Source organism: Nocardioides daphniae, assembly GCF_004777465.1.
In the GTDB taxonomy this organism is placed as follows: Bacteria; Actinomycetota; Actinomycetes; order Propionibacteriales; family Nocardioidaceae; genus Nocardioides; species Nocardioides daphniae.
This window is the reverse complement of record NZ_CP038462.1, coordinates 1,462,792-1,486,620: the sequence shown is the minus strand read 5'-3', so window position 1 is coordinate 1,486,620 and position 23,829 is coordinate 1,462,792. Positions and strand designations below refer to the sequence as shown.

At 70.6% G+C, this 23,829-nt stretch carries 16 protein-coding genes and 3 pseudogenes; 5 read left to right on the top strand and 14 right to left on the bottom strand.

Going from position 1 to position 23,829, the window contains the following annotated elements:
• The first annotated feature begins 194 nt into the window (after nucleotides 1–194).
• On the top strand, nucleotides 195–1,160 hold the full coding sequence (locus E2C04_RS07280) for a sigma-70 family RNA polymerase sigma factor (RefSeq protein WP_135832112.1): 966 nt from the start codon (nucleotides 195–197) through the stop codon (nucleotides 1,158–1,160).
• Between the two features lie 40 nt (nucleotides 1,161–1,200).
• On the opposite strand, the gene coaE is transcribed toward E2C04_RS07280, so the two are convergent.
• The 3 genes from coaE to E2C04_RS07265 all read right to left on the bottom strand — a co-directional run bounded on the left by coaE (nucleotide 1,201) and on the right by E2C04_RS07265 (nucleotide 4,471).
• On the bottom strand, nucleotides 1,201–1,800 hold the full coding sequence (gene coaE, locus E2C04_RS07275) for a dephospho-CoA kinase (protein ID WP_135832111.1): 600 nt from the start codon (nucleotides 1,798–1,800) through the stop codon (nucleotides 1,201–1,203).
• 128 nt (nucleotides 1,801–1,928) lie between these two features.
• On the bottom strand, nucleotides 1,929–3,401 hold the full coding sequence (gene rpsA / locus E2C04_RS07270; RefSeq protein ID WP_135832110.1) for a 30S ribosomal protein S1: 1,473 nt from the start codon (nucleotides 3,399–3,401) through the stop codon (nucleotides 1,929–1,931).
• 197 nt (nucleotides 3,402–3,598) lie between these two features.
• Nucleotides 3,599–4,471 carry a phosphotransferase family protein gene (locus E2C04_RS07265; protein ID WP_135833704.1) on the bottom strand — a complete coding sequence of 291 codons (873 nt, stop codon included), beginning with the start codon at nucleotides 4,469–4,471 and terminating at the stop codon, nucleotides 3,599–3,601.
• Between the two features lie 72 nt (nucleotides 4,472–4,543).
• Between E2C04_RS07265 and E2C04_RS07260 the strand changes: the two genes are divergently transcribed.
• Nucleotides 4,544–5,383 (top strand): class I SAM-dependent methyltransferase, encoded by an 840-nt coding sequence (locus E2C04_RS07260; RefSeq protein WP_229721503.1) that lies wholly within the window; start codon nucleotides 4,544–4,546, stop codon nucleotides 5,381–5,383.
• A gap of 107 nt (nucleotides 5,384–5,490) precedes the next feature.
• Here the strand turns inward: E2C04_RS07260 and pgfA are convergent, their stop codons facing one another.
• Nucleotides 5,491–6,450: a cell envelope lipid trafficking protein PgfA gene (gene pgfA, locus E2C04_RS07255; RefSeq protein WP_135832109.1), complete on the bottom strand. Its 960-nt coding sequence runs from the start codon at nucleotides 6,448–6,450 to the stop codon at nucleotides 5,491–5,493.
• Nucleotides 6,451–6,562: 112 nt separating this feature from the next.
• Nucleotides 6,563–7,315 carry a class I SAM-dependent methyltransferase gene (locus tag E2C04_RS07250; protein ID WP_135832108.1) on the bottom strand — a complete coding sequence of 251 codons (753 nt, stop codon included), beginning with the start codon at nucleotides 7,313–7,315 and terminating at the stop codon, nucleotides 6,563–6,565.
• A gap of 117 nt (nucleotides 7,316–7,432) precedes the next feature.
• Here E2C04_RS07250 and E2C04_RS07245 point away from each other — a divergent pair, with 117 nt between their 5' ends.
• Nucleotides 7,433–8,527 (top strand): glycosyltransferase family 4 protein, encoded by a 1,095-nt coding sequence (locus tag E2C04_RS07245; protein WP_135832107.1) that lies wholly within the window; start codon nucleotides 7,433–7,435, stop codon nucleotides 8,525–8,527.
• A 194-nt stretch (nucleotides 8,528–8,721) separates the two neighbouring features.
• Here E2C04_RS07245 and E2C04_RS17695 read toward each other — a convergent pair whose 3' ends face one another.
• The 6 genes and pseudogenes from E2C04_RS17695 to E2C04_RS07225 form a co-directional block, all read right to left on the bottom strand.
• Nucleotides 8,722–8,871, bottom strand: coding sequence for a hypothetical protein (locus tag E2C04_RS17695; RefSeq protein ID WP_158630627.1), 150 nt, complete (start codon nucleotides 8,869–8,871; stop codon nucleotides 8,722–8,724).
• Nucleotides 8,872–8,966: 95 nt separating this feature from the next.
• Complete coding sequence (locus E2C04_RS07240; protein ID WP_135832106.1) at nucleotides 8,967–9,839, bottom strand: hypothetical protein; 873 nt, start codon at nucleotides 9,837–9,839, stop codon at nucleotides 8,967–8,969.
• 44 nt (nucleotides 9,840–9,883) lie between these two features.
• Nucleotides 9,884–10,621, bottom strand: a pseudogene (locus E2C04_RS22285) (MmpA family trehalose lipid delivery protein); the annotation flags it as partial.
• Nucleotides 10,622–10,674: 53 nt separating this feature from the next.
• Nucleotides 10,675–12,543, bottom strand: a complete 1,869-nt coding sequence (locus E2C04_RS07235; RefSeq protein WP_135832105.1) for a hypothetical protein — start codon at nucleotides 12,541–12,543, stop codon at nucleotides 10,675–10,677.
• Entirely contained in the window at nucleotides 12,540–14,450 is a 1,911-nt protein-coding gene (locus tag E2C04_RS21295; protein WP_338088817.1) for a discoidin domain-containing protein, read from the bottom strand. The genes E2C04_RS07235 and E2C04_RS21295 overlap by 4 nt, the downstream gene beginning before the upstream one ends.
• Before the next feature lie 337 nt (nucleotides 14,451–14,787).
• Nucleotides 14,788–16,521, bottom strand: a pseudogene (locus E2C04_RS07225) (alpha-(1->3)-arabinofuranosyltransferase domain-containing protein); the annotation flags it as partial.
• A gap of 169 nt (nucleotides 16,522–16,690) precedes the next feature.
• Between E2C04_RS07225 and E2C04_RS07220 the strand changes: the two are divergent.
• Nucleotides 16,691–17,440 carry a class I SAM-dependent methyltransferase gene (locus E2C04_RS07220; protein WP_135832102.1) on the top strand — a complete coding sequence of 250 codons (750 nt, stop codon included), beginning with the start codon at nucleotides 16,691–16,693 and terminating at the stop codon, nucleotides 17,438–17,440.
• 19 nt (nucleotides 17,441–17,459) lie between these two features.
• On the opposite strand, the gene E2C04_RS07215 is transcribed toward E2C04_RS07220, so the two are convergent.
• Both E2C04_RS07215 and E2C04_RS07210 read right to left on the bottom strand, forming a co-directional pair.
• On the bottom strand, nucleotides 17,460–18,512 hold the full coding sequence (locus E2C04_RS07215; RefSeq protein WP_135832101.1) for a hypothetical protein: 1,053 nt from the start codon (nucleotides 18,510–18,512) through the stop codon (nucleotides 17,460–17,462).
• Nucleotides 18,509–19,747 carry an acyltransferase family protein gene (locus E2C04_RS07210; protein WP_135832100.1) on the bottom strand — a complete coding sequence of 413 codons (1,239 nt, stop codon included), beginning with the start codon at nucleotides 19,745–19,747 and terminating at the stop codon, nucleotides 18,509–18,511. The genes E2C04_RS07215 and E2C04_RS07210 overlap by 4 nt, the downstream gene beginning before the upstream one ends.
• A gap of 113 nt (nucleotides 19,748–19,860) precedes the next feature.
• On the opposite strand from E2C04_RS07210, the gene E2C04_RS07205 reads away from it, so the two are divergent.
• Nucleotides 19,861–21,114, top strand: coding sequence for a lipopolysaccharide biosynthesis protein (locus E2C04_RS07205; RefSeq protein WP_135832099.1), 1,254 nt, complete (start codon nucleotides 19,861–19,863; stop codon nucleotides 21,112–21,114).
• Between the two features lie 37 nt (nucleotides 21,115–21,151).
• On the opposite strand, the pseudogene polA reads toward E2C04_RS07205, so the two are convergent.
• Nucleotides 21,152–23,822: pseudogene (polA, locus tag E2C04_RS07200) on the bottom strand (DNA polymerase I).
• Between the last annotated feature and the right edge of the window lie 7 nt (nucleotides 23,823–23,829).

Here is a 23,829-nt window from a genome sequence, read left to right as displayed (position 1 = left end):
CGGCTGGGCTGAAAACTCCCTGAGAGTCGGCCCGGACGGCAACTTCGGGCCTCTCCCAGACGTCGAACCCACTGAGAGACACGTTCGGTGGATTCGCAGGGTTGAACGCAGGATGCGCGGGAATCATCCGGCTCCACCGACCGTTGACCACGGTGTGACCCGCCACGAGCGGACACGGAGCAGGAGGCAACACGATGGCAACTCGCACGGCACCCCGCGCCCACAGCGCCGACCGGGAGATCGAAGGCCGCGACTCGGTCGGACTCTACCTGGACGAGATCGCGCGCACTCCCCTGCTGGACGCCGCGACCGAGGTCGAGCTCTCCAAGACGATCGAGGCCGGCCTGATGGCTGAGCACCTCCTCGCCACGGGCCGCATCGGCCGCCGCAAGGGTGGCGCTCCGATGTCGGCCACCGAGGAGGAGCTCCGTTGGCTGGCCGAGGAGGGCCAGCGCGCCGTCGACACGTTCATCAGCGCCAACCTGCGCCTGGTCGTCTCGATCGCCCGCAAGTACGGCCGGGCCCAGATGCCGATGCTCGACCTGATCCAGGAGGGCAACACCGGCCTGATCCGGGCGGTCGAGAAGTTCGACTACACCAAGGGGTACAAGTTCTCGACCTACGCGACCTGGTGGGTGCGTCAGGCGATCACCCGCGGCATCGCGCAGCAGGCACGCGTCGTACGCCTGCCCGTGCACGTCGTCGAGGAGCTCAACCAGGTGGGCAACGCACGCCGGACCCTCGAGCGCCAGCTGGGCCGCGACCCCGAGCCCGTCGAGATCGCCAACGAGCTCGGCATGACCACCGAGCGTGTCCTCGACCTGATGGCGTGGGGCCGTGACCACGTCTCGCTCGACACGCCGCTCGACGAGGACGGCGACACCTCGCTCGGCGACCTGATGGCCCAGGAGACCGCGCCCGGCCCGGACGCCAACGTCCTGGACGTCGAGTCCCGTGCCCGGCTCGACACCCTCGTGGGCCAGCTCGACGACCGTTCGGCCGACATCGTCCGCGCCCGCTACGGCCTCACCGACGGACGCCAGCACAAGCTGGCCGACATCGGCGCCCGCCACGGCATCTCCGCCGAGCGGGTGCGCCAGCTCGAGCGCGAGGCGCTCCAGAAGCTGCGCCGGTTGGGAGACCCCGACCTGGCCGCCTGACCCTCCTCCGGGGGCTGACACGGGCCCGCGTCGACGCCGATCAGGCGTCGGTGCGGGCCCGTAGTGCGTCGTAGACCTCGTCGACGCGGGCGCGCAGCTGCGCCAGGTCGCCGGTGTTGTCGATCACGAAGTCCGCAGCGGCGAGACGGTCCTGACGGGTGGCCTGGGCGGCCACCCTGGCCCGGGCGTCCGCCTCGGTCATCCCGCGCAGCTCGACCATGCGACGCACCTGCTCCTCGACCGGCACGTCGACCACGACGACGGAGTCGAAGAAACCAGCCTGCCCCGTCTCGACCAGCAGGGGAATGTCGTGCACGACGACGGCGTCGGGCGCGGCTGCGGCCTCCAGCGCCGCGCCGGCCGCACGGACCCGCGGGTGGATGATCGCCTCCAGCGCCCGCCGCTTGGTCTCGTCGGCGAAGACGACGGCACCCACGGCCGGGCGGTCGAGGCTGCCGTCCTCGGCGAGGACGTCGGGGCCGAACTCCTCCACGACGGCAGCGAGCCCGTCGGTGCCGACGGCCACGACCTCGCGGGCCAGGAGGTCGGCGTCCACGATGACTGCACCGAGCTCGGCCAGGCGCGCCGAGACCGTGCTCTTGCCCGACGCCACGCCACCGGTCAGTCCGACCCTGGTCACCACAGTGCGCTCCTCCGCTCGAGTCCCCGACTGGACGCCGGTGGGCGCGACCCTAGCAAGGCGAAATGGCGGACGGCCCGCCCGGATCACTCCGGGCGGGCCGTCTCGTCGTGCGGTGAGGCTGTGGCTCAGTTGCCGCCGGTCAGCTTCTCGCGCAGGGCCTGCAGCGCCTCGTCGGACGCGAGCGAGCCACCGACCTCGTCGGCAGCCTCGACGTCGCCGCCGGAGCTGTACGAGGTGGCCTCGCCGGCCTCAGCCTCGGCCTGCTTGGCCTCGGCCTGCTGCTTGACGTGCGCCTCCCAGCGAGCGTGCGCCTTGGCGTACTGCTCCTCCCAGGTCGCGCGCTGCTCGTCGAAGCCCTCGAGCCACTCGCCGGTCTCGGGGTCGAAGCCCTCGGGGTAGACGTAGTTGCCCTGGTCGTCGTACGTGGCGGCCATGCCGTAGAGCGTCGGGTCGAACTCGTCGACGTCGGCGGCAGCGGAGGTCTCGTTGGCCTGCTTGAGGGACAGCGAGATCCGGCGACGCTCGAGGTCGATGTCGATGATCTTGACCATGACGTCGTCGTTGACCTGGACGACCTGCTCGGGGATCTCCACGTGGCGCTCGGCCAGCTCGGAGATGTGCACGAGGCCCTCGATGCCCTCCTCGACGCGGACGAACGAACCGAAGGGCACCAGCTTGGTGACCTTACCGGGAACGATCTGGCCGATCTGGTGGGTGCGGGCGAAGTGCTGCCACGGGTCTTCCTGGGTGGCCTTGAGCGACAGCGAGACGCGCTCGCGGTCCATGTCGACGTCGAGGACCTCGACGGTGACCTCGTCACCCACGGTGACGACCTCGGACGGGTGGTCGATGTGCTTCCAGGAGAGCTCGGAGACGTGGACGAGACCGTCGACGCCGCCCAGGTCCACGAAGGCACCGAAGTTGACGATCGAGGAGACGACGCCCTTGCGGATCTGGCCCTTCTGGAGCTGGGTCAGGAAGCCGTGGCGAACCTCGGACTGGGTCTGCTCGAGCCAGGCACGGCGCGACAGGACCACGTTGTTGCGGTTCTTGTCGAGCTCGATGATCTTGGCCTCGAGGGTCTGGCCGACGTAGGGCTGCAGGTCGCGGACGCGACGCATCTCCACGAGCGAGGCGGGCAGGAAGCCGCGCAGGCCGATGTCCAGGATGAGACCACCCTTGACGACCTCGATGACGGTGCCCTCGACGACGCCGTCCTCTTCCTTGACCTGCTCGATGGTGCCCCAGGCGCGCTCGTACTGGGCGCGCTTCTTCGACAGGATCAGACGACCTTCCTTGTCCTCCTTCTGGAGGACGAGGGCCTCAACCTTGTCACCGATCGAGACGACCTCGGACGGGTCGACGTCGTGCTTGATCGAGAGCTCGCGGGAGGGGATGACACCTTCGGTCTTGTAACCGATGTCGAGGAGCACCTCGTCACGGTCGACCTTCACGATGGTGCCGTCGACGATGTCGCCGTCGTTGAAGTACTTGATCGTCGCGTCGATCGCGGCGAGGAAGTCCTCTTCGGAACCGATGTCGTTGATCGCCACCTGGGGGGCGTCGTAGTCGGGAAGAGGAATGCTGGTGCTCGTCATTAGGAAGAGTTGTCCTTGGATGGATGGAGTCGTTCGGAGCGCCCGAGAACCTGTTGTTCACCGCGACCTGTCACGATGAGCGAGGAACCGCTCCGTATGGGCTCGTCGCAGACCTCTGGCGCAATGACCCATCCTACGCAGCGTGCACACCGGGCGTCCAACCGGGGCGACGGCACCCTCCTCCCCCGAGGCGCTCCTCAGGGATGGGCGTGCACGTCTCCCGTGCGTACGACCTCGGCCAGGAAGACCTCCGCCAGGTCGACCACCAGGTTGCCACCCGGTCGGGCCGCCAGGTCGACGAGCGCGAGGAGGTCGGCGCAGCGCGCCCGGTCACGGGCCACGCCCGGGTCCTCGTCGCGGACCGCGCTCCACCCGGACAGGACCGCCTCCTCCCACGCAGGGTGGCGGTCGAAGCGGAGCAGGCTGCCGAGGTCGGCGTGCGGATGGCCGCTGTGCGCGTGCTCCCAGTCGACCAGGGCGGCGACCTCCCCACCGGCACCCAGCACGACGTTCTTGGCGGTCAGGTCGCCGTGGACGAGTGCGGTGCGCCCCACCTCGTCGAGCAGCTGCTGGGCGTCGTGCGCGAGGTCGCGCAACGACTCCCGGGCGACGTCGTCGAGCCCCCGCAACCGGTCGAGCCGGTCCTCCACGAGGGCGGGGAGGTCCTGACGCACCTGTGGGAACGGCTCGATCCGCAGGTCCTCGTCGACGAACTCCCCCGCCTTGAGCGTCGCGACGCCGGCGAGCGTGCCGGCCAGGCGCCCCAGTCGTCCGCCCACCTCGGCGAGCACGTCCGGGCCGGCGTCACGGACCACGTCGTCCGCGCGGGGACCCGGGACGTACCGGGTCACCAGCAGGGCGGGTGACCCCTCCGCCGCCGGGCGCAGCTCCACCACCTCGGGTGTCGGCACCAGCCCACGCACCAGTCGCATCAGTGCGGCGTCGACCTGGGCCGCGTACACGCCCCGGGCGCTGGGGCGCGCGTAGATCCGCACCACCGAACGCTCCTCGCCGATCCCGGTCAGGAAGCTCTCCCCCGACCAGCCGCCGGGCAGCGGCGCCCACTCCATCTCCACCGGCGCATCGTGCCACCTCGACCGGCGCGTCGTGCCACTGCCGGGGCCGCGGATAGCATCCGAGGCGTGTCCGAGCCACGCTCCCCCGAGTGGGAACACCTGCCGCAGTCCGTCTCCGTCGACCGCAGGGCGGTCACCGAGGACGAGTCCCGCCGGGCCAACGGCCCGGAGTGGGACCGCTACGCCGACGAGTACCAGGCCACGCACGGCGAGTTCCTCGGCGACATCGGCTTCGTCTGGGGCCCCGAGGGACTCACCGAGCAGCAGGCGGGAGCCCTGGGCGACCTCCGCGGACGCCGCGTGCTCGAGGTGGGCAGCGGCGCGGGGCAGTGCTCGCGCTGGGTGACGCAGCAGGGCGGCACCGGCATCGGGATCGACCTGTCACTGCGCCAGCTGCAGCACGCGCGACGGATCGACGCGGAGACCGGCGTGCGGGTCCCCTCTGCGCTGGGGACAGCCACCCAGCTGCCCTTCCGCGACTCGTCGTTCGACGTCGTCTTCTCCTCGTTCGGGGCGCTGCAGTTCGTCGCGGACCTCGACGCCGCGGTCACGGAGACGGCACGAGTGCTGCGCCCGGGTGGCCGCTTCGCCTTCTCCATCACCCACCCGACCCGCTGGTCCTTCCCCGACGACCCCGGGACCGAGGGGTTGACCGCCTCCCAGTCGTACTGGGACCGCACCCCGTACGTGGAGACCGACCCCGAGACCGGCGTGGTCACCTACGTCGAGCACCACCGCACCCTGGGCGACTGGGTCCGCCTGCTCGCCGCCACCGGCTTCCGCCTCGTCGACCTCGTCGAGCCGGAGTGGCCCGAGGGTCACGACCGCGTCTGGGGCGGTTGGTCACGTACGCGAGGACTGCTGACCCCGGGCACGGCACTCTTCGTCGCCGACCTCGAGCCCTGACCGGGCCACCGCCCGAGCAACCGGAGGACGGACAAGAGCCCGGCCGGACCGTCAGGTCCGACCGGGCTCTTGCGTGCGTCTTCAGCGGTGGTGCACCGACCGAAGGCTCAGTACTCCGAGGCCTTGGCGCGGCGGTGGAGCAGGAAGCCCACCAGGATCAGCAGAAGGCCGCCGATGCCGAGGGCGAGCGGCAGGGTCGAGCGGATCAGCTTGAGCTGCTTCGCCTTGTCGCCGTACTCCTTGACGTTGTTGGCCACCGTCTCCTTGGTGAACTCCGTCTCCACGTCGGTCACGGTGATCTTGTCCTCACCGTCGACCTGCAGGGTGGCGGACTGCTGCTCGACGCGGTTCAGGACGACGCCGGTCTCCGGCTCGACCCAGAAGGTACGGATGTTGCCGTACGTGCGGTCGGCGACGATCGGCTCCTTGCCCTTCATGCCCAGCTTCTCCGGCGGCAGCGCCGGGGCCTGGGTCCAGATCTCAGGCTCGATGGTCTGGACGAAGACGTAGGTGTTGATCCCGTCCAGCTCCTCCTCGCGCTCGAACTTGGCGTCGATGGCGCGCTTCAGCGTGCCGTCCCACCACTTGTACGTCTTCTTCTCGGTCTGGAACGGGAACTTGAAGACCTGTCCCTCGAACTTGGTCTCCTCCGACTGACCCATGGTGGTCTCGGACCAGGCGTTGCAGCAGTCGACCGCCTCGCCCGTGAAGCCGTCGAACGCCACGCGCTCGATGCTGCGCGAACGGACCACGCCGTCAGCCGACTTGGTCGAGGTCGAGTTGACCCAGACGCGAATGTTGTCGCCGGCCTCCTCGGAGTCCTCGACGTCACCGACGGTCTTGGCCGTCGTGGTGAGCTCGGTGTTGATCTCGGTCAGCGACCCGATGTCGAAGACGGTCGCATCAGGACCGACCAGCGTGGAGGTGCTGTCCTGGTCCATCGGGGCCGTGGCCAACTTCGGGTACGCGTAGACGTTCAGGAGGATTCCCGCAACGAGTAGGAACCCACCAATGCCCGAGAGGATCGGGCCCAACTTTCCTCGCACTTTCGTGCTCCCTCCAGACATCCCTGTCAATAAGTAGCCGCACGCTACCAGCCGGTAGACGAAACGGTGACGCAGCCCACAAACTCCCCGAGGAGCGAGACCGCGTGTTGGACAGATCACACCATGCGGCGGATCACTTCTTGCGCAGAACCTGCCACAGGTTCCAGGTCAGCACCTCGCGCACGCCGGGCACCTTCAGCAGGTGGCGGCTCGAGGGCGGGAGGTAGCGCGGACGCTCCTCCAGCAGGACGAGGTCGTCGCGGGAGCGCGCCCACTCCATGCCCTCCGCGACGGTGGCGGCGAACATGTTCTCGCCGTACACGTTCTTGGGCGGGCGACCGGTCTTCCGCTCGTAGCGGCGCGCGGCCCGATGGCCACCGAGCAGGTGCCACGGCGACGTCTCGTGCCCACCCCACGGGCCATACCAGGCCGTGTACGAGAGCACCACGAGACCGCCCGGCTTCACCACGCGCGCGATCTGGTCGGCGACCGAGGCGAGGTCGGGCACGTGCTCCAGCATGTTGCTGGAGAAGCCGATGTCGACGGACTCGTCCCGCAGGGGTGACTGCTCGGCCCGCGCGACGACCGACAAGGGGTGCTTCACCCCGTGCGCCACGATCTCCGTGTGGTCGAGGTCGACCACGACCGAGGTCGCACCGGCGCGACGGAAGGCGTCGGAGTAGAAGCCCGCCGCTCCCCCGAAGTCGGCGATGGTCAGCCCGGCGAGGTCCACGTGCGGACGCAACAGGTCGAGGGTGTCGTCGGCGATCAAGCCGTAGAAGCCCTCGGGGTCGCTCTGCTCGGTCAGGAAGGACCGGAAGAGCTTCACCGACCGGCGCCAGTCGTCACGTCCCGGCACGGTCGACGGCCCCGTTGAGGAACTCATCTGGTCTGTGGAATGGCTCACACCTTCGATGCTACCCTCGAGTAATCAGCACCGGGAGGGAGACCAAGTGGTGTTCACGATGCGAGCGGCCCGAGTCGCCGGGAAGAGGGTGCAGGCATGAGCCATGTCGTCATTCTCAACTGGCGCGACCACTGGCACCCCGAGGGCGGTGGGTCCGAGACCTACCTGCGCCAGGTGTCGACCCGGCTCGCGGGCGCCGGCCACCAGGTCACCACGCTGACCGCCCGCTACCCAGGCAGCGCGAGGAGCGAGGTCGTCGACGGGGTGCGCTACGTCCGCGTCGGCAAGCACATGACGGTCTACCTGTGGGCGGCCTTCTACCTCCTCACCCGACGCCTCGGCCGGATCGACCACGTCATCGAGGTCCAGAACGGGATGCCGTTCCTGGCGCACCTCTTCACCCGCGCGAAGGTCACCGTCCTGGTGCACCACGTGCACCGGGAGCAGTGGCCGGTGGTCGGCCCCGTGCTGGCCAAGGTCGGCTGGTTCATGGAGTCGCGGGTCGCTCCCCGCGTCAACCGCTCGAACGACTACGTAGCGGTCAGCCAGGTCACCGCCTCCGAGCTGGTCCAGCTCGGCGTGGACGAGCACCGGATCCGGATCGCCTACAACGGCGTCCCGCCGGTGCCCGAGTTCACCGCACCGCCGCGCGACGAGCACCCCAGCCTGGTGGCGCTCAGTCGCCTCGTCCCGCACAAGCAGATCGAGCACGCCGTGCGTACGCTCGACGCGCTGCGCGACGAGATCCCCGACGCGACGCTGACTGTCATGGGCGACGGGTGGTGGGCCGACCAGCTGCGCGAGATGGTCGTCGAGCTCGGCCTCGAGGACCGCGTACGCCTGCTGGGCTTCGTGGACGACACCACGAAGTTCGAGGAGCTCTCACGCGCCTGGGTCCACGTCATGCCGTCGCTGAAGGAGGGCTGGGGGCTCTCCATCGTCGAGGCCGCCCACGTCGGCGTCCCGTCCGTGGCGTATCGCTCAGCCGGCGGCGTCCAGGAGTCGATCCTCGACGGGGTGACCGGCCTGCTGGCGCAGGACCAGGACGACTTCACCGACTGCGTACGCCGTCTGCTCACTGACCCGGCGCTGCGCGAGGGCATGGGCGCCAAGGCGAAGCTGCGCAGCGAGCAGTTCACCTGGGAGGCCACCACGGCCGTCATCGAGGGATGCCTCCAGCCGGCTGGCTGACCTCACTGCCGCGACTCGACGCGCAGCCCCCGCGCGCAACGAAGGCCTTGACCACACCGGTCGAGGCCTTCTGCGTGTCCCGGCCCTTCGCGTGCGCCACGATCCCTCCCGGATCAGGGCGCACGGAAACCTCGGACGGACCCTAGGTCCGCCCGAGGTTCAAGGACGTTGAGGCCGGTCGCCCGGCCACCGTGTTACTCGTCGCCGTACTGGCCGCTGCCCGGCTGCCCGGGACCCTCGTGGTCCGCGTTGACGCCGGTCAGGCTGGCAACAGCGATGATCACGGTGATGACCGCGGCAACGGCTCCCGTGAGGAGCGAGATGAGCCACCCAAACCCGAACATTTAGTCCTCCCAGACCTAAAAGGGTACGTCCTTGCAGTATACGCATGAGTAGGTCACGCGGCGTGAGTCTTTGCCCACGTTGCGGACCTGAGTGTTCACCGTAGCGTGAATCGGAGCGCGACGCCCACTGTTCCGCACAGGACGAGAAGATCCAGGACTGCGTAGGCGACCGGACGCCACTCCCCCGTCCAGGCGTCCTCGCCCACCGGGTCCACCAGCCTCCACAGCGCCAGCTGCTCTCCGTCCTCGACGACCCGAGCCCCGGTCGGGAGCGTGAACTCCTCGGAGCTGCGGTGGACCAGCGCCCACCTCACACCGGCCTCGCTGAGGACGGTGGCGAGCTCGTCGGCGCCCTCGGCGCCACGTACGCGCGCCGCGAGCGCGCTCTCCCCGCCCACCGTGCCCTCGGGCACGGTCAGCGCATCCTCGGTCACCATCCGGCCGGGGAAGAACCGCGGCGCCGGGTCGAGGATCGTGCGCGGCGTCCAGTCGAAGCGGCGGTAGGTCGAGAACGGCAGCACCACGACCAGGTCGTCGGCGACGGCGAGCCGCTCCATCTCGGCCCGGACGTCGTGCCACTGGTCAGGGAACTCGTCGGAGTGCAGGAACCCGCCCAGCCCCAGCGCCAACGAGGGCAGCGCCGCCACCGGCGCCAGCAGGAAGCAGACCAACCACGCCTGGCCCGACTGCGTACGTCGCACGGAGCGCTCGCGCAGGTGGGCCACAGCAGCAGCCAGGCCCACGGAAGCCACCAGCGCCCACGGCGCCACCCACTTCTGGCCGTCCCGGAGCAGGCCACCGCCGGGCGCGTGGACGACCACCCATTCCACGAGACCCTCCAGCGAGGAGACGCCGCCCAGCAGCGCGAGGGCGAGGGCGCCGACGCCCAGGCCGAGCGCGTGCCGCCAGGGCAGCACGGGGTCCCGGCGTGACGCCCACCAGCCGTACGCCGCCACGAGGACGAGCACGAGCCCCACGGTCGCGGAGAGGACATCGCCACGGTCGGGGGAACGATCGACTCCTTCCAGATGCCGCCGAAGGTGAGCAGCGACCCCACCAGGCCGTAGGGCGTGTCGGCCCGCGACGCGAACGCCTGCACTCCGAAGGCGTCCGGAGCGAGCTGGTCGGCGCCGTTGCCGAAGGCCGGCACGATCCAGGGGAGGTTGACGAAGAGCCCGAGGCCGAGCACGCCGAGCGCGCGTCGCGTGCGCCCCAGGGCGAGGACCAGAGCAGTCACCGTGGTCAGGACTCCCCCGGTCGGCGAGCCCCAGCCGGCGACCGCGAGTGCCACGGCGAGCAGGGCCCAGGCGCGTCGGCGTGACCGGCGTACGTCGTCGCCCCCGTCACCGCGCTCACGGAGGGTGACCACCGCACTCGCCACCCACGGCAGCGCGGCGTAGCCGCACAGCAGGGCCCAGTGCCCGATCGCGAGGCGCTCGTGGACGTAGGGGTTCCAGAGGAAGGCCATGATGCCGGCAGCCCGCGCCAGGAACGGCAGGTCGCGCGTCAGGCGGGACATCCCCGCCCCAGCCCCGAGGAAGGTGCCGGCCAGCACCAGTCGCTGGAGGACCTCGCCGGGGACGACGGTGGTGAGCAGCGAGACGATGGCGTCACCGGGCACGGCCCGCGGCACTCCTCCGTCACCGCCGGTCCAGGTGTCCTTCCACGGCTGGTCGGGCACGAAGACCATGTCTCCGACCAGGACGAAGCCGCGGTCGAGGAGCACCGGGCCCAGCACCAGCAGGGTCACGCCGACGACCAGGAGGTCGGGCCACCTGGCCGGCACGAGGCGGCTCGGGCGGGTCACGGCATTTCGGGCAGCGGGGCAGGCACCGGCGCGCCGGCCAGCAGGGTGGCGACGCAGACGGTCTGGTCGGGGTCCTCAAGGAGGAAGGTCACCTCCGAGAAGGACGACTTCACCGGGAGGGCGATCTCGTGCACGCCGGCGCGGATCGGAAGACGGACCCTCGTGTCACCCGTCACGACCTCGGCATAGGTGTCGCCGCCGCTGAGGTAGGCGATCTCCATGACGTGGTCGCCGGCCGGCAGCTCCTCCGACATCGGGATCCTGCTGCTGGGGCCGGTCACGGCCCAGCCGCAGTCACCGGGCGGCGCCTCCTTCGCGGCGACGGCCATCCCGACGTTGACCTCGCGCAGGATGCCTGCGCCGTCGACGACGCGCAGCACCTCGCTCGGCATGTCGAAGGTGGGCTGCTGCGGCAGCAGGCCCACGACCGTCGAGACGGTGGCGTCCTTGCCGAAGAGGGCCGACATGATCCCCTCCGGCACCGGGCCGTCGAGCAGCACGATGCGAGGGTCGAGCTCGAGCCCCGAGGTGATGTAGTCGACGTACGAGCGGTCGTCGGAGTTCTTGAGCTGAGGCATCATCGCTCGGGTGGTCACGCCGGCCGAGACCGTGACGGCGATCGCGAGGCCGAGCGCCACCAGGGAGGGCCAGCGCACGACGAGGCGCCGCAGCTCGGCCGGGACCTGCGTCTTGCGCAGCGCGAGGGCCACGATCACCACGACCGCCGGCACGACGTCGGCGACGAAGCGCGACACCATGCCCATGGCGGTCAGGCCCTCCTTGGTCAGGAGCAGCACGACCGCGCCCAGCAGGAAGTTGAGGACCAGCCCGACCCCGGCCACGGCCACCACGGGGTGGCGGAACGACCGCACGATCGGGACGAGGAGCAGCAGGCAGACCACCGCAGCGACGGCGAGCGGCCAGTTCTCCTCGGGCTCGAGGACGGTGGAGCTCATGGTGCCGCCCCACGGACCACCGACCAGGCCGGCGATGCCCTGGCGGACGTACTGCTCGAGGACGTACTTCACGTCGGAGAACGAGTGGTGCCACCCGTAGCCGGAGTTCTCCCGGCCGACGCCGACGATCACCCGGGCCACGAGCGCGACCACGAGCAGGATCCAGGTCGTGCTGTAGCGGGTGGCGGCTCCCCACAGCCGCGCGCCCACCCCCGCCTCCTCGTCCGGCAGCATCGCGGCCACCACGACGAAGGCCAGGAACGGCAGCGCCAGGGAGCGGTCGCTGCACAGCAGCACCAGGAGCAGGCAGACGGTGGCCACCGGCGTACCGGCCTGCCACCCCTGACGGAGGTTCGCCAGCAGCGCCGAGACGCCGAGCAGCAGGAGCACCACGGTCGGCAGGTGGGTCGAGGAGAGGCTCCACCACATGGTCGTGCCGAGGGTCAGCGGCGTGAAGAGGGCCACGGCCAGCAGCGGGAGCTTCACCCAGCGGTTGGCGAGGACCTGGGTGAGCACCACCCACATCAGGACAGCGGCGACGGCCTGGAGCACCACGACGACCAGGGTCACGGCGCCCCAGTCGATGCCGGCGACCCGCGTCGTCGCCCAGAAGACGAGGTTGCCGATCGGCGAGAACTCCCCCGCGTGCGGCGCTGCCAGGTGGGCGAGGTCGAGCGGGTCGTCCGCCGCGCGCCGCAGCATCAGGTAGTCGTCCTGGGTGAAGAACCCGGCGGCCACCGAGGTGCCGCGCCAGATGGCCTGGACCATGATCACCAGGACGGCGACGGCTCCGGCCGGCGAGCGGAACGCGTCCCTGGCCATGGCGAGCCAGGAGAAGGACGCCTCGGGCTCCAGTCGTCGTCGGGGCTGCGACCTCGCCGGGCGCACCTCGGTGTCGGTGTCGGTCATCGTCCCTCTTCCCCGTCCGGTCGCACCAGGCTCATCAGCAGCAGACCCACCGCGACGCCCGCGGTCCAGTCGGCCCACGACACGTGCACGCCCTGGTCCCGCCAGGCCGAGACCGCCTGCCCGGTCGTGGCCACCACGACGAGCACGGACGGTAGCACCAGGCGAGCGACCGTGCGCTCGATCAGGAACATCCCCAGGAGAAGGCCCACGGCCACGGGGAGGCCGGTGAAGACGTACGCCACCGCCGCCACGGCGACGATGAGGAGGCGGGACCTCCGGCGCAGCCAGCGGAGGGGACGGACCGGCTCGTTCCCGGCCGGTCGGCCACCGCGGCGCAGCTCCAGGACCACGGCCACCGCGAAGAGCAGCAGCGCAGCGAGGGCACCGACGTACAGCTGGCCCCGGTAGCTCGCGTCCGGGACGAACTCGAGGGTGACCTCACCGCCGGCTCCCTCGGGGAGCTTGAAGCCCTGCTGCCAGCTGTCGAGGCGCAGCGGCTCGAGCTCCTCGCCACCCAGGGTCGCCCGCCAGCCAATGTTGACGTTCTCGGGGATGCGCAGCACGCCGGCAGGCCCGGCCCCCACGGAGACCCGGCGCTCGGTCGGGCCCCAGTCCAGGATGGCGACCTCGCGCGCGCGCCTCTCCTCCCGGATCGGCGCACCGCCGGCGGGGGTGAGCGTCATCGTCGTGACGGCGAACTGGTCGGTCGAGGTGACCGACATCCGGTGCTGCCCGGCCTCGAGGACCAGGTCGGTCTGGCAGAGCTCGAGGTCGAGCGGGGTGCCGGTGACGACCTGGCCGGTCTCGCCGATCACCTTGGTGCGGTACTTCTTGCCGTCGACGACCAGCTCCGGGCCGAAGCCGCAGCCGGCACCGGTGATCTGGTTGGGGAACCACGGCACCTTCAGGTCGTTGACGCCTTCGAGGTGGAGCTCGCCCACCGCCAGCGGCGGCAGCTCCTCACCGCTGGGGCGACGCCCGGGGGTGGGGAAGGTGATCCGCGCGGCGGTCGCGGTCAGTGGCTCGAAGAAGCCCAACGACCCCTCGCTGAGGTCGACCTCGCGCCGCTCTCCCCCGGCCTCGATGACCGCCCGCACGGGTCGCGACGAGTTGAGCGAGGCCACGTCGATCCGCAGGCGATCGATGGTGCGCTCCACGCCCCAGTCGAGGTTGAGCGCAGGGTTGGTCTCACCGGGCGCGGCGACCCACGGGGTGGACGGGTTGTCGTCGACCGCGCGCTGGCCACCGACCGAGGGGTCCCAGGCGGTGGTGCTGGTCGCGTAGGCCTTCAGCTTCCTGGGGAACGGGTTGAGCAGCATGCCCGCCTCCTCGGTGCTGCGGGCCACGACCTGGGCACGGACCGTGTAGCGCCCCTCGCTCGCGGTCGCGAAGCGGCGATTGAGGCCGTGCTCCTCCTCGCTGGCACGAGCCGTGCTGACGTCGCACTGCGGGCCGAAGCCGATGTCGACGCACGCGCGACGGTGCGGCCGGGCGCGGAAGACGAAGGAGGCGTCGCCGTCGGCGCCGTTGTCGGGCAGCACCAGGCTGCGCTCGATGTCGACGCCGCGGAAGGAGACCTCGCGCAGCGCGACGTAGCCGTACTCCGGGTCGCCGAAGACCTCCAGCACGGTGATCCGGACCTTCTTCGCCGCAGCTCCGGTCAGCGGGATCACCACCTCACCGGTGGCCGGGTCGACGTCGCGCTCGAACCGGCGGTTGCCGACCTCGACCCGCACCTTGCGCACCGGGACGGTCGAACCGAGGTCGACCGCGGCGACCAGGCGGATCTCGTTGAGCGGCTCGGGCTCGGTGAAGTTGAGCTCCAGCCACTGGCCCGTGGGCGACTCCAACGGGGCGGAGCGCCAGTACGTCTGCTCCTCGCCGTCGACGGCGGCGAACGGCCCCATCTCCGGCTGGATCGCCCCCAGGGCGTCGACGTAGCCCGACGAGGAGGAGGCCGTGACCGACCCCAGCGCGGTGTACTGCGCCACGACGCGATCGGCCTCGGAGACGCCCGGGTAGTCGTGGGCGACGCGCTTGATCCGGTAGGGCTCCTCTGCCGACATCACCTGGCTCACCGAGTCGGCCAGGCGTCCGAACTGGCGCTCCCGGCGCCGGAAGCCGTCGCCCACCACGTCGGGGGTCTCGGTCCAGCCCTCCTCGGAGTGGTTGACGGTGACCTCGCCGGGGCTGAGCAGGCCGGCCTCCATGGCTGCGAGGGTGTCCTCCCGGGCCCGAGAGGGTCTTGACCGAGTCGATGTCGACGGCCTCGAGCAGGGGGACGTTGCGGTCGACCTCGAAGATGTCGATCATCGACTGGCCGCCCACCGCCGCGGTGCCGTAGGAGGCCACCTTCTCCAGGCCGGGGCTCAGGCTGAGGGCCTGGTCGACCCGGGCCGGGGACGGCGCCTCGGTCGCCCACAGGTCGAGGTCACGGCGTACGACGACGTGCTTGATGCCGGCACGCGCCAGCGCGTCGGCGAGCACCGGGGAGCCGACGCCGTCCTGGATCCGCTCCTCGATCGCGTCGAGGTAGCGGATCGTCGCCCCCGGCGCCAGCGGCACCTGGCTGCGCGAGACCCAGGGCGACTTGGCGAGGGGCTGCAGCGGCTCGTCGATGGTCCATCCCCAGGTCTGCTGGCCGAATCCGGCGCCGGGAAGGATGAGGGCACGTCCCTGGCCCGAGTGGGTGCCGAGGTAGTCCGCGGCGTCGTACCAGGCCTGCGGGATCTCCTTCCAGCCCGGCTTGCGGATCTGGTCGAGGAAGAGCGGCTGCGCGGAGGCCAGCAGCAGCACGACCGAGAGCCCGAGGACGACGGGGCGTGCGTAGGGGGCGAGGCTGCGGCCCAGCGGTTTGCGAGTCATCGCCACCGCCCAGGCGCCGAGCACGCCGACGCCGTGCGCGAAGCCCATGGCCAGCGGCAGGCGTACGACGGGGTCGAGCTTGTGGATGTTGCGGAAGGGGCTCAGCACACCGTCGAGCAGCTCGCGGAAGGTCACGGCGAAGGGGCCGGCGAGCACGTCGTTGTGGCCCATGCCCAGCAGCAGGATGCCGGTCAGTGCGCTCAGCGCCAGCGGCAGCCGCCACGGCATCCGGCGGTGGAAGAGGCCGAAGACGCTGATCGCGGCCACGGCCCCGGTGACGCCCACCAGCCAGGGGTCGGTGGCGAGCTCGTAGGAGCCCGGCCACCAGGGGCGGCCGCCGACCCAGACGAACGAGAGCCAGTGGTCGGCGCCGCGGGCGACGTTGGCCCAGCCCAGGGGCGCGGTGGTCGAGGCGGCCGTCTCGATGTAGTTCAGGAAGGGCGGGCTGTACCGGCCCTGGGTGAGCAGTGCGAGCACCCACCACAGGGTCGCCAGGATGACGGCCAGCGGCCACCACAGCGCCAGGCGACGACCGGTGCGCTCCTTGATCGCGCAGAGGATCACGAAGCCGGGCAGCGGCAGCGCCATCAGCACCTCGGTGGCGTTGACGCCACCCATCATCAGCACGGCCACCCCGGACCAGGCTGCGCCCAGCAGCGGGGAGAGCCGGCCACGCAGGGCCATCACGAGCGGCAGCACCACCCAGGGCAGCAGTGCCGTGGGGTGGATCTCGCCGGTCAGCGTGCCCGAGAGGCCGAGGAATCGGGGCGAGAAGGCGTACGCCAGCCCCGCGAGCATCGGCAGCCAGGGGCGCGAGCGGGGCGCGTCGAGCACCGTGAAGAGTCGCCGCGCACCCTCGTACGCCAGGACCAGGAGCAGCCCCGACCAGAGCCGTTGGACGACCCACTCGGGGAGCCCGACGACCTCGCCGGCGTAGAAGAAGGCACCGTGCGGGAAGAGGTAGCCGTAGGCCTGGTTCTGCATCTCCCCGAAGGCACTCATCGGGTTCCAGGCGGTCAGCGTCCGGTCGAGGAAGCCGCTCGCGTCGACGGAGAGGTCGAGCTTGGTGTCGAAGGTCGTGTCACCGAGACGCTGGCGGAACGAGAGCGCCATGAGGGCGAGCCACACCAGGACGTGGGGCCAGGCCCGTCGATGGACATCGGTGAACGTCGTCCCCAGACCCAACCGCACAGTGAGAATCCCGCCTTGCAATAAGACAACTCAGTAGTAACCTGCGGGGCACCTTACTAGCACCACACTTTCTCCACGAGGGGTCCGACGAATGTCCCACGCAGATGTCCCGCACGTGCCCAGCGAGCGCGGCTCGGCGTCCCTGACCTTCGCCCAGGCGTGGGCAGCGGTCTCCGACGTGCCCGGCTGGTTGAAGGAGGGGCAGGCCCGCATCCTGTGGGACGAGGCCACCCAGCTGGGCGAGGGGGCCAAGGTCCTGGAGATCGGCTCCCACCAGGGACGCTCCACCGTGATCCTGGGCGAGGCGCTGCGCCCGAAGGGCGGCACGGTCCTGGCCGTCGACCCGTTCGTCGAGGGCAAGCTCTTCGGCGGCCTGTCGACCAAGGAGAAGTTCGAGCGCAACATCGCGGCCAACGACCTCGGTGACGTGGTGGAGCTGGTGCAGGACTACAGCACCGCGCTGCGCCCGACGTGGACCACCGCGTTCGACATGCTCTACATCGACGGCAAGCACGACTACTGGACGCTCTCCGACGACCTCAGGTGGAGCGTGCACCTGCCCGAGGGTGGCGCCATCGTGATCCACGACTGCTTCTCGTCGATCGGGGTGACGCTGGGCATCCTGCGCCACGTGCTCTTCTCCTCCGAGATCGCCTACGAGCGTCGGAGCAACTCCCAGGCGCTCTTCCGCCGGCGCCGGCCCACGCGTGCCGACCGGCTGCGGATCCTGGCCGAGATGCCGTGGTGGATCCGCAACGTCTTCATCAAGGTGCTGCTGCGCCTGCGCCTGCGCCCCGTGGCGCGGCTGGTCGGGCACGACTCGCCCTACGACCCCTACTGAGTCGCCGACACCCGCTCCATTACGAGGCGCAGCAGGCGCTGCGCCTCGTCGTCGGAGAAGTCGGTGCGTCGCGTCCGCAGCGACACCGTCGACCCGTGCGAGGTCGAGACGAGGCCGACGCCCACGGCTTGGGGACCGTTGACGGCAGGGAACATGGCCATCGAGGCCAGCCCCTCCCCCGACACGATGCCCAGGTTGCTGACGTTGACCGTGTAACCGAGCCGGTTCTTGAGCGCCCGGGTGACCATCGGGCCGATCCCTCCGGCGGAGGTCTCGGGAAGGTGGGCTCGGGCTCGGCCTCCTGCAGCGCGCGCTTGACCTCGGCGAGCCCCCACTGCGGCTTCAGGGCGATGCGGAAGTACGCGGTCTGCCGGTCGGGGGCGGTCTCCCCCGGGACGCGTCGTGAGGCACCCATGACGACGAGGAAACGACGCCCGCCGCTCGTGCGTCGCCGCGGCCACGCGGCGTGGATGGAGTTGAGGGCGGCACAGACCCGCACGCCGTTGACGGTGCCGGTGGGCTCGTCGACCTGGTGCAGCCGCTCGGGGCGCCCGGCCGCAGCGGGGTCCCCCTCGCCGGAGAAGCGGGCCGGCGGCGCGAGCAGCGCCTCTCCCAGCCGCAACACGCTGGAGACAAGGAAGCTCTGCGACGAGGTTCGGTCACCCACTCCGCGGGCCGAGGAGGTCAGCGGCCGCCCGACCACGGCCGACATGACGGCGATCAGGCCGAGGCCGTCGCAGACGCCGTGGTGGGCGGTGACGAAGAACCTCGTGGCATCCTCCGACGCCAGCAGGCGGACGAGGAGCCCGTCGTCACCGAAGGGCGCGCTGGCACTGCGCTCGCGCTCGTCGGCCCATGCCTGGGGCGCCACGCGCTGAAGGGTGGGGAGCACGCCGAGGTGCGGGTGCTCAGCGACCAGTGCGGCAATCCTGGCGTCGACCTCGGTGAGGTCCACGGGAGCCTCGAAGGTCGCCTCCAGGGAGATGCCCCAGGTCACGTCGGGGTCGCCGTAGAGACCGACGACGGCCCGCGCCATCCGCAGCGCCTCCGCCGCGTCGACGTCGGTGGTCACTGCGCAGCTCCTCCACGGGAGTCGGCGAGCTCGGCGGGGGCGGTGCCCCGGCGTGCGGCGCGGGCGCCGCCCCTCGGCCTCGAGGGGGTGAGCCGCTTCGACAGCGTCATGGCCGGCGTCTCGACCCAGGCGTAGCTCGCGGCACCCAGGGCGTACGAGATCGGGAGGATCACCATGAGCCACACGACCAGGCCGAGGAAGCCCTCGGGAAAGGCGTAGTCCTCGTACAGCATCACGATCAGCGGCAGGTGCCACAGGTAGATGCCGTAGGACCAGCGACCGCTGGCCTGCATCCACCGGGTCGCCAGGAAGCGGTTGAAGGGTGCGTCGGGCGGCGAGAAGACCGCGATCAGCAGCAGCGTCGCGGCGAGGCCGAACGCGCACCCGTCACGGGTCAGCTCCTCCGAGAGGCTCAGGAAGCCGAAGTCGTGCTCACCACCGAACTGCGAGGTGCCGATGAGCGCGAAGAGGAACGCCAGGAGGGGCAACAACCACGGGTCCTCCATGAGCAGACGACCACGGGAGATGTCGATCATCCCGGCGCGCTCGGCCTCCATGACCATCGCGACCAGGGCGCCGAAGGTGAAGCAGACGAGGTACTTCAGCAGCCACATGCCGGCGCTCTGCCACGGGGCGCCGTCGTGGACGAACCAGATCCACCCTGCCGAGATGGGCAGGGAGGTCAGCAGCATCCACACGTGCACCCTGACCCGGAGACGGGCCGGGACGACCCGCATGACCAGGAAGGTGAGGGTGGCCAGGACCGGGACGAAGACGTACCAGGTCAGCTCGGTGCCCATCGACCACGCCTGCTGGAGCCCCTGGGTGAGCCCGAAGTACTGCAGGGTGTTGAGGAGGGTGAGCTCCTTGAGGTACTGCCCGAAGGAGCTGGGCACGGCCGCGGGGTAGATGAAGTACCAGACGTGCAGCACGGCCCAGTACGCCGGGAAGATGCGCAGGACGCGGCGGATCGAGTAGTTGCGCAACGAGGGCATCGGCCCGATGCCGAGCACCCAGCGGCTGAACGGCCGGTAGAGCAGGAAGCCCGAGAGCACGAAGAGGGCGATCGGCCCGTAGCCGTGCACACCCAGCCATGGGTAGTCGGTGCGTCCGGCGGTGTGGATGACGACGACCATGATGGCGGCGAAGCCGCGCATCCCCGTCAGCGACGAGATCTGGGCATCCTTCACCTGGCGCACGGACGGGTCGACCCCGGTCACCTCTGTCGCTGCCACCGCCACATTGAAGCACGATGGACGTGCTCTGTCTCACGTGCGCAGGTCTGCCGCGCCACCCTCGTCCGGCCCATCCCCTACCCACGGGTAGGCGGTGTGCCTAGACTCGCCCGGTGAGTTCGCTGACCCGCAACGCCAGGGCCGTCATGAGCACGGGCCTCGGCATCGCCATCGCCATGGTGGTGATGAACGTGGGCAGCTACGGCCTCACGATGCTCGCGGCGCGGATGCTCGGCCCGGGCGAGTACGGCGTGCTCGCGGCCTCGATGAACCTGCTGCTGGTGATCGGCGTGGGTGCCCTCGGGCTCCAGGCCACCGGTGCCCGCCGCATCTCGGCACACCCGGAGAGCGTGGCCCAGATCGAGGCCGAGATCCTGCGCATCTCGTGGCGCGTCGCGTGGGGTCTGGGCCTCTCGCTGCTGCTGCTCGCGCCCGTCGTCAACCGGGTGCTGAAGCTGGACAACCTCGCCCTGTCGTTCCTGATCGCCGTCGCGGCCGTCCCGCTCACGGTGGCCGGGGGCTACTTCGGGATCCTCCAGGGCGAGCGACGATGGCTGCCCCTCGGCGTCGTCTACATGGCCAGCGGCGTGCCGCGGCTGGTCATCGGCGTCGCCCTGATGGCGTGGAACCCGAGCGCCTTCATCGCCTTCCTGGCCGTCGTGCTCGGCTCGCTGGTCCCGGTGGCACTGGGCTGGTGGATCCTGCGTGGCTCACGCGGCGCGGGCGAGGGCAGCGACTCACACTCCGGGGCCGCCGTGCTGCGCGAGATGGTGCACAACTCCCAAGCGCTGCTGGCCTTCTTCGCGCTCTCCAACGTCGACGTGATCGTCGCGCGCAACACCCTCGACGGCCACGAGGCAGGCCTCTACGCCGGCGGGCTGATCCTGGCCAAGATGCTGACCTTCCTGCCCCAGTTCGTCGTCGTCGTCGCCTTCCCGGCGATGGCCACTGCCGGGGAGCGGACGCGCGCCCTCACCCGCAGCCTCTTCGCCGTCTCCGGCCTGGGGCTGCTGTGCACCGGCGCCGTCGCGATCGCCTCGCCGCTGGTGCTCTCCCTGGTCGGCGGCCAGGAGTTCGCCGAGATCCAGGGCGAGCTCTGGATCTTCGCGCTGCTCGGCACGATGCTGGCGCTGCTCCACCTCGTCGTCTACTCGGTGCTCGCCCGTCAGGGCCAGCGTTCCTCCTACGTCGTGTGGGCGGCCCTGGCCGTGCTGGTGGCCGGCGGGCTCACCGCCGAGAGCGTCGAAGGACTGCTCACCTGGGTGATGCTCGTGATCGGCTCGCTGCTCACGCTCCTGGTCGCGGTCAGCTACTACCTCGTGCGCAAGCCGGTGGTGACGCCGGTGGAGTCCGACGCCCTGGTCTGAGCGCCGTCACCGGCGCACCCGCGTCAGCAGACCTGCGTCAGTGGGCCGCGTCGTGCCAGCTGCGGCCCGTGCCGACGGAGACGTCGAGCGGGACCCGCAGGTCGGCCGCGGCGCCCATCTGCTCGCGTACGAGAGCCTCCAGCGCCTCGGACTCCCCGTCGGCCACCTCGAGGACGAGCTCGTCGTGCACCTGGAGCAGCATCCGGGAGGCCAGCCCGGACATGGTCAGCGCGCGGTCGACACCACGCATCGCGACCTTGACCAGGTCGGCGGCCGACCCCTGGATCGGGGCGTTGAGCGCCATGCGCTCGGCCATCTCCCGACGCTGCCGGTTGTCGCTGGTGAGGTCGGGCAGGTAGCGGCGACGGCCCATGAGGGTCTCGGTGAAGCCGGTCCGACGGGCCTCGTCGACCGTGCCCTGGAGGTAGTCGCGCACTCCCCCGAAGGTCTCGAAGTAGTCCTCCATGAGCAGTCGCGCCTCGGACGGCTCGATCTTGAGCTGCTGGGAGAGCCCGAACGCCGACAGGCCGTAGGCCAGGCCGTAGTTCATCGCCTTGATCTTGGCGCGCATCTCGGAGGTCACCTCCTCGGGCGCGACCTCGAAGACGCGCGAGGCGGTCGTCGAGTGGAAGTCCTGGCCGGAGCGGAACGACTCGATGAGCAGCTCGTCCTCGGAGACGTGCGCCATGATGCGCATCTCGATCTGCGAGTAGTCGGCCGTCATCAGTGACTCGTAGCCCTCGCCCACCACGAACGCCTCGCGGATCCGGCGCCCCTCGTGGGTGCGGACCGGGATGTTCTGGAGGTTCGGGTCGGTGCTGGAGAGGCGGCCGGTCGCCGCGATGATCTGGTTGAACGTGGTGTGGATGCGTCCGTCGGGGGCGACGGTCTTGAGCAGCCCCTCCACGGTCTGGCGCAGCCGGGTGACGTCGCGGTGGCGGAGCAGGTGGAGCAGGAACGGGTGCTCGGTCTTCTCGAAGAGCTGCTGCAGGGCGTCGGCGTCGGTGGTCCAGCCGGTCTTGGTCTTCTTGGTCTTGGGCATGCCCAGCTCGTCGAAGAGCACGACCTGGAGCTGCTTGGGCGAGCCGAGGTTGATCTCCTTGCCGATGACGGCGTAGGCCTCCTCGGCCGCCTTGCGCACCTCCCCCGCGAACTCGGACTCGAGCCCGGTGAGGTGGTCGAGGTCGACGCCGATGCCGGTCTGCTCCATCCGCGCGAGGATGTGGACGAGCGGCAGCTCGACCTCGGCGAGCAGCGCCGTCCCCCGTGCTCCTCCACCGTGCCGGCGAGGGCCTCGGCCAGGTCGAGCACGGCACGGGCGCGGAGCATCGCGTTGTCGGCGACCGAGTCGTCCTCGGCGAAGAGCAGTCCCTGGCCGGAGTCGCTCTCCTCCTTGAGCTCGCGGCGCAGGTAGCGGACGGTGAGGTCGGCCAGGTCGTAGGAACGCTGGTCGGGCCGGACCAGGTAGGCCGCCAGGGCGGTGTCGCTGACCAGTCCCTCGAGCTGCCAGCCGTGGGCGGCGAGCGCCAGGATCGGGCCCTTGGCGTCGTGGAGCACCTTGCCCCGGGCCGGGTCGGCGAACCACGTCGCGAGGGCGGCGTCGTCCTCCGGTGTCAGGGTCTCGACGTCGACGTACGCCGCGTGGCTCGACCCCGCGGCCAGCGCGAGGCCCTCGACGCGACCGGTGCCGGCACCCCAGGCGCCACGGACGTGGAGCCCCACGGTGTCCCCGGCGTGCTCGTCGAGGAAGGCGGTGACCTCGCCAGGCGCCAGGCTGCGCCCGGTGACCTCGAAGCCGGAGTCGTCGGTCTCCTCGACCGAGGTCAGGGACTCGAACAGCCGGTCCCGCAGGACCCGGAACTCGAGTCCGTCGAAGAGGGTGTGGACCTCCTGGCGGTCCCACGGCCGGCGGGCCAGGTCGGCCGGGAAGAGGTCGAGCGCGAGGTCGCACACCAGCGCGTTGAGCCGGCGGTTGCGGATCACGTCGCCCAGGTGGGCCCGCAGGTTGTCGCCGGCCTTGCCCTTGATCGCGTCGGCCTGGGCGATGACGTTGTCGAGGCCGTCGTAGGTGGTGATCCACTTCGCGGCCGTCTTGGGCCCGACACCCGGCACGCCCGGCAGGTTGTCGGAGTCCTCGCCGACCAGTGCCGCGAGCTCGGGGTAGCGGTGGGCGGGACGCCGTACTTCGCCTCGACCGCCTCCGGGGTCATCCGCGCCAGCTCCGAGACGCCACGCATCGGGTAGAGCACCGTGGAGTGCTCGTTGACCAGCTGGAGCGAGTCGCGGTCACCGGTCAGGATCAGCACGTCCATGCCCTCCGCCACCGCCTGGGTGGAGAGGGTCGCGATGATGTCGTCGGCCTCGTAGCCCTCCACCGCCAGGTGCGGGATGTGGAGCGCGTCGAGCACCTCCTGGATGAGGGGCACCTGCGACTTGAAGCCGTCGGGGGTCTTGTTGCGCTTCGCCTTGTACTCCGAGTACTCCTCGAGGCGGAAGGTCTGCCGCGAGAGGTCGAACGCCACGGCGACGTGGGTGGGCTCCTCGTCCCGCAGCACGTTGATCAGCATCGAGGTGAATCCGTAGACCGCGTTGGTCGGCTGCCCCGTGCTGGTGGAGAAGTTCTCCTCGGGCAGCGCGAAGAAGGCGCGGTAGGCCAGCGAGTGGCCGTCCAGCAGGAGGAGGCGGGGGCGCGAAGACGTCTCGGTCACGACGGAA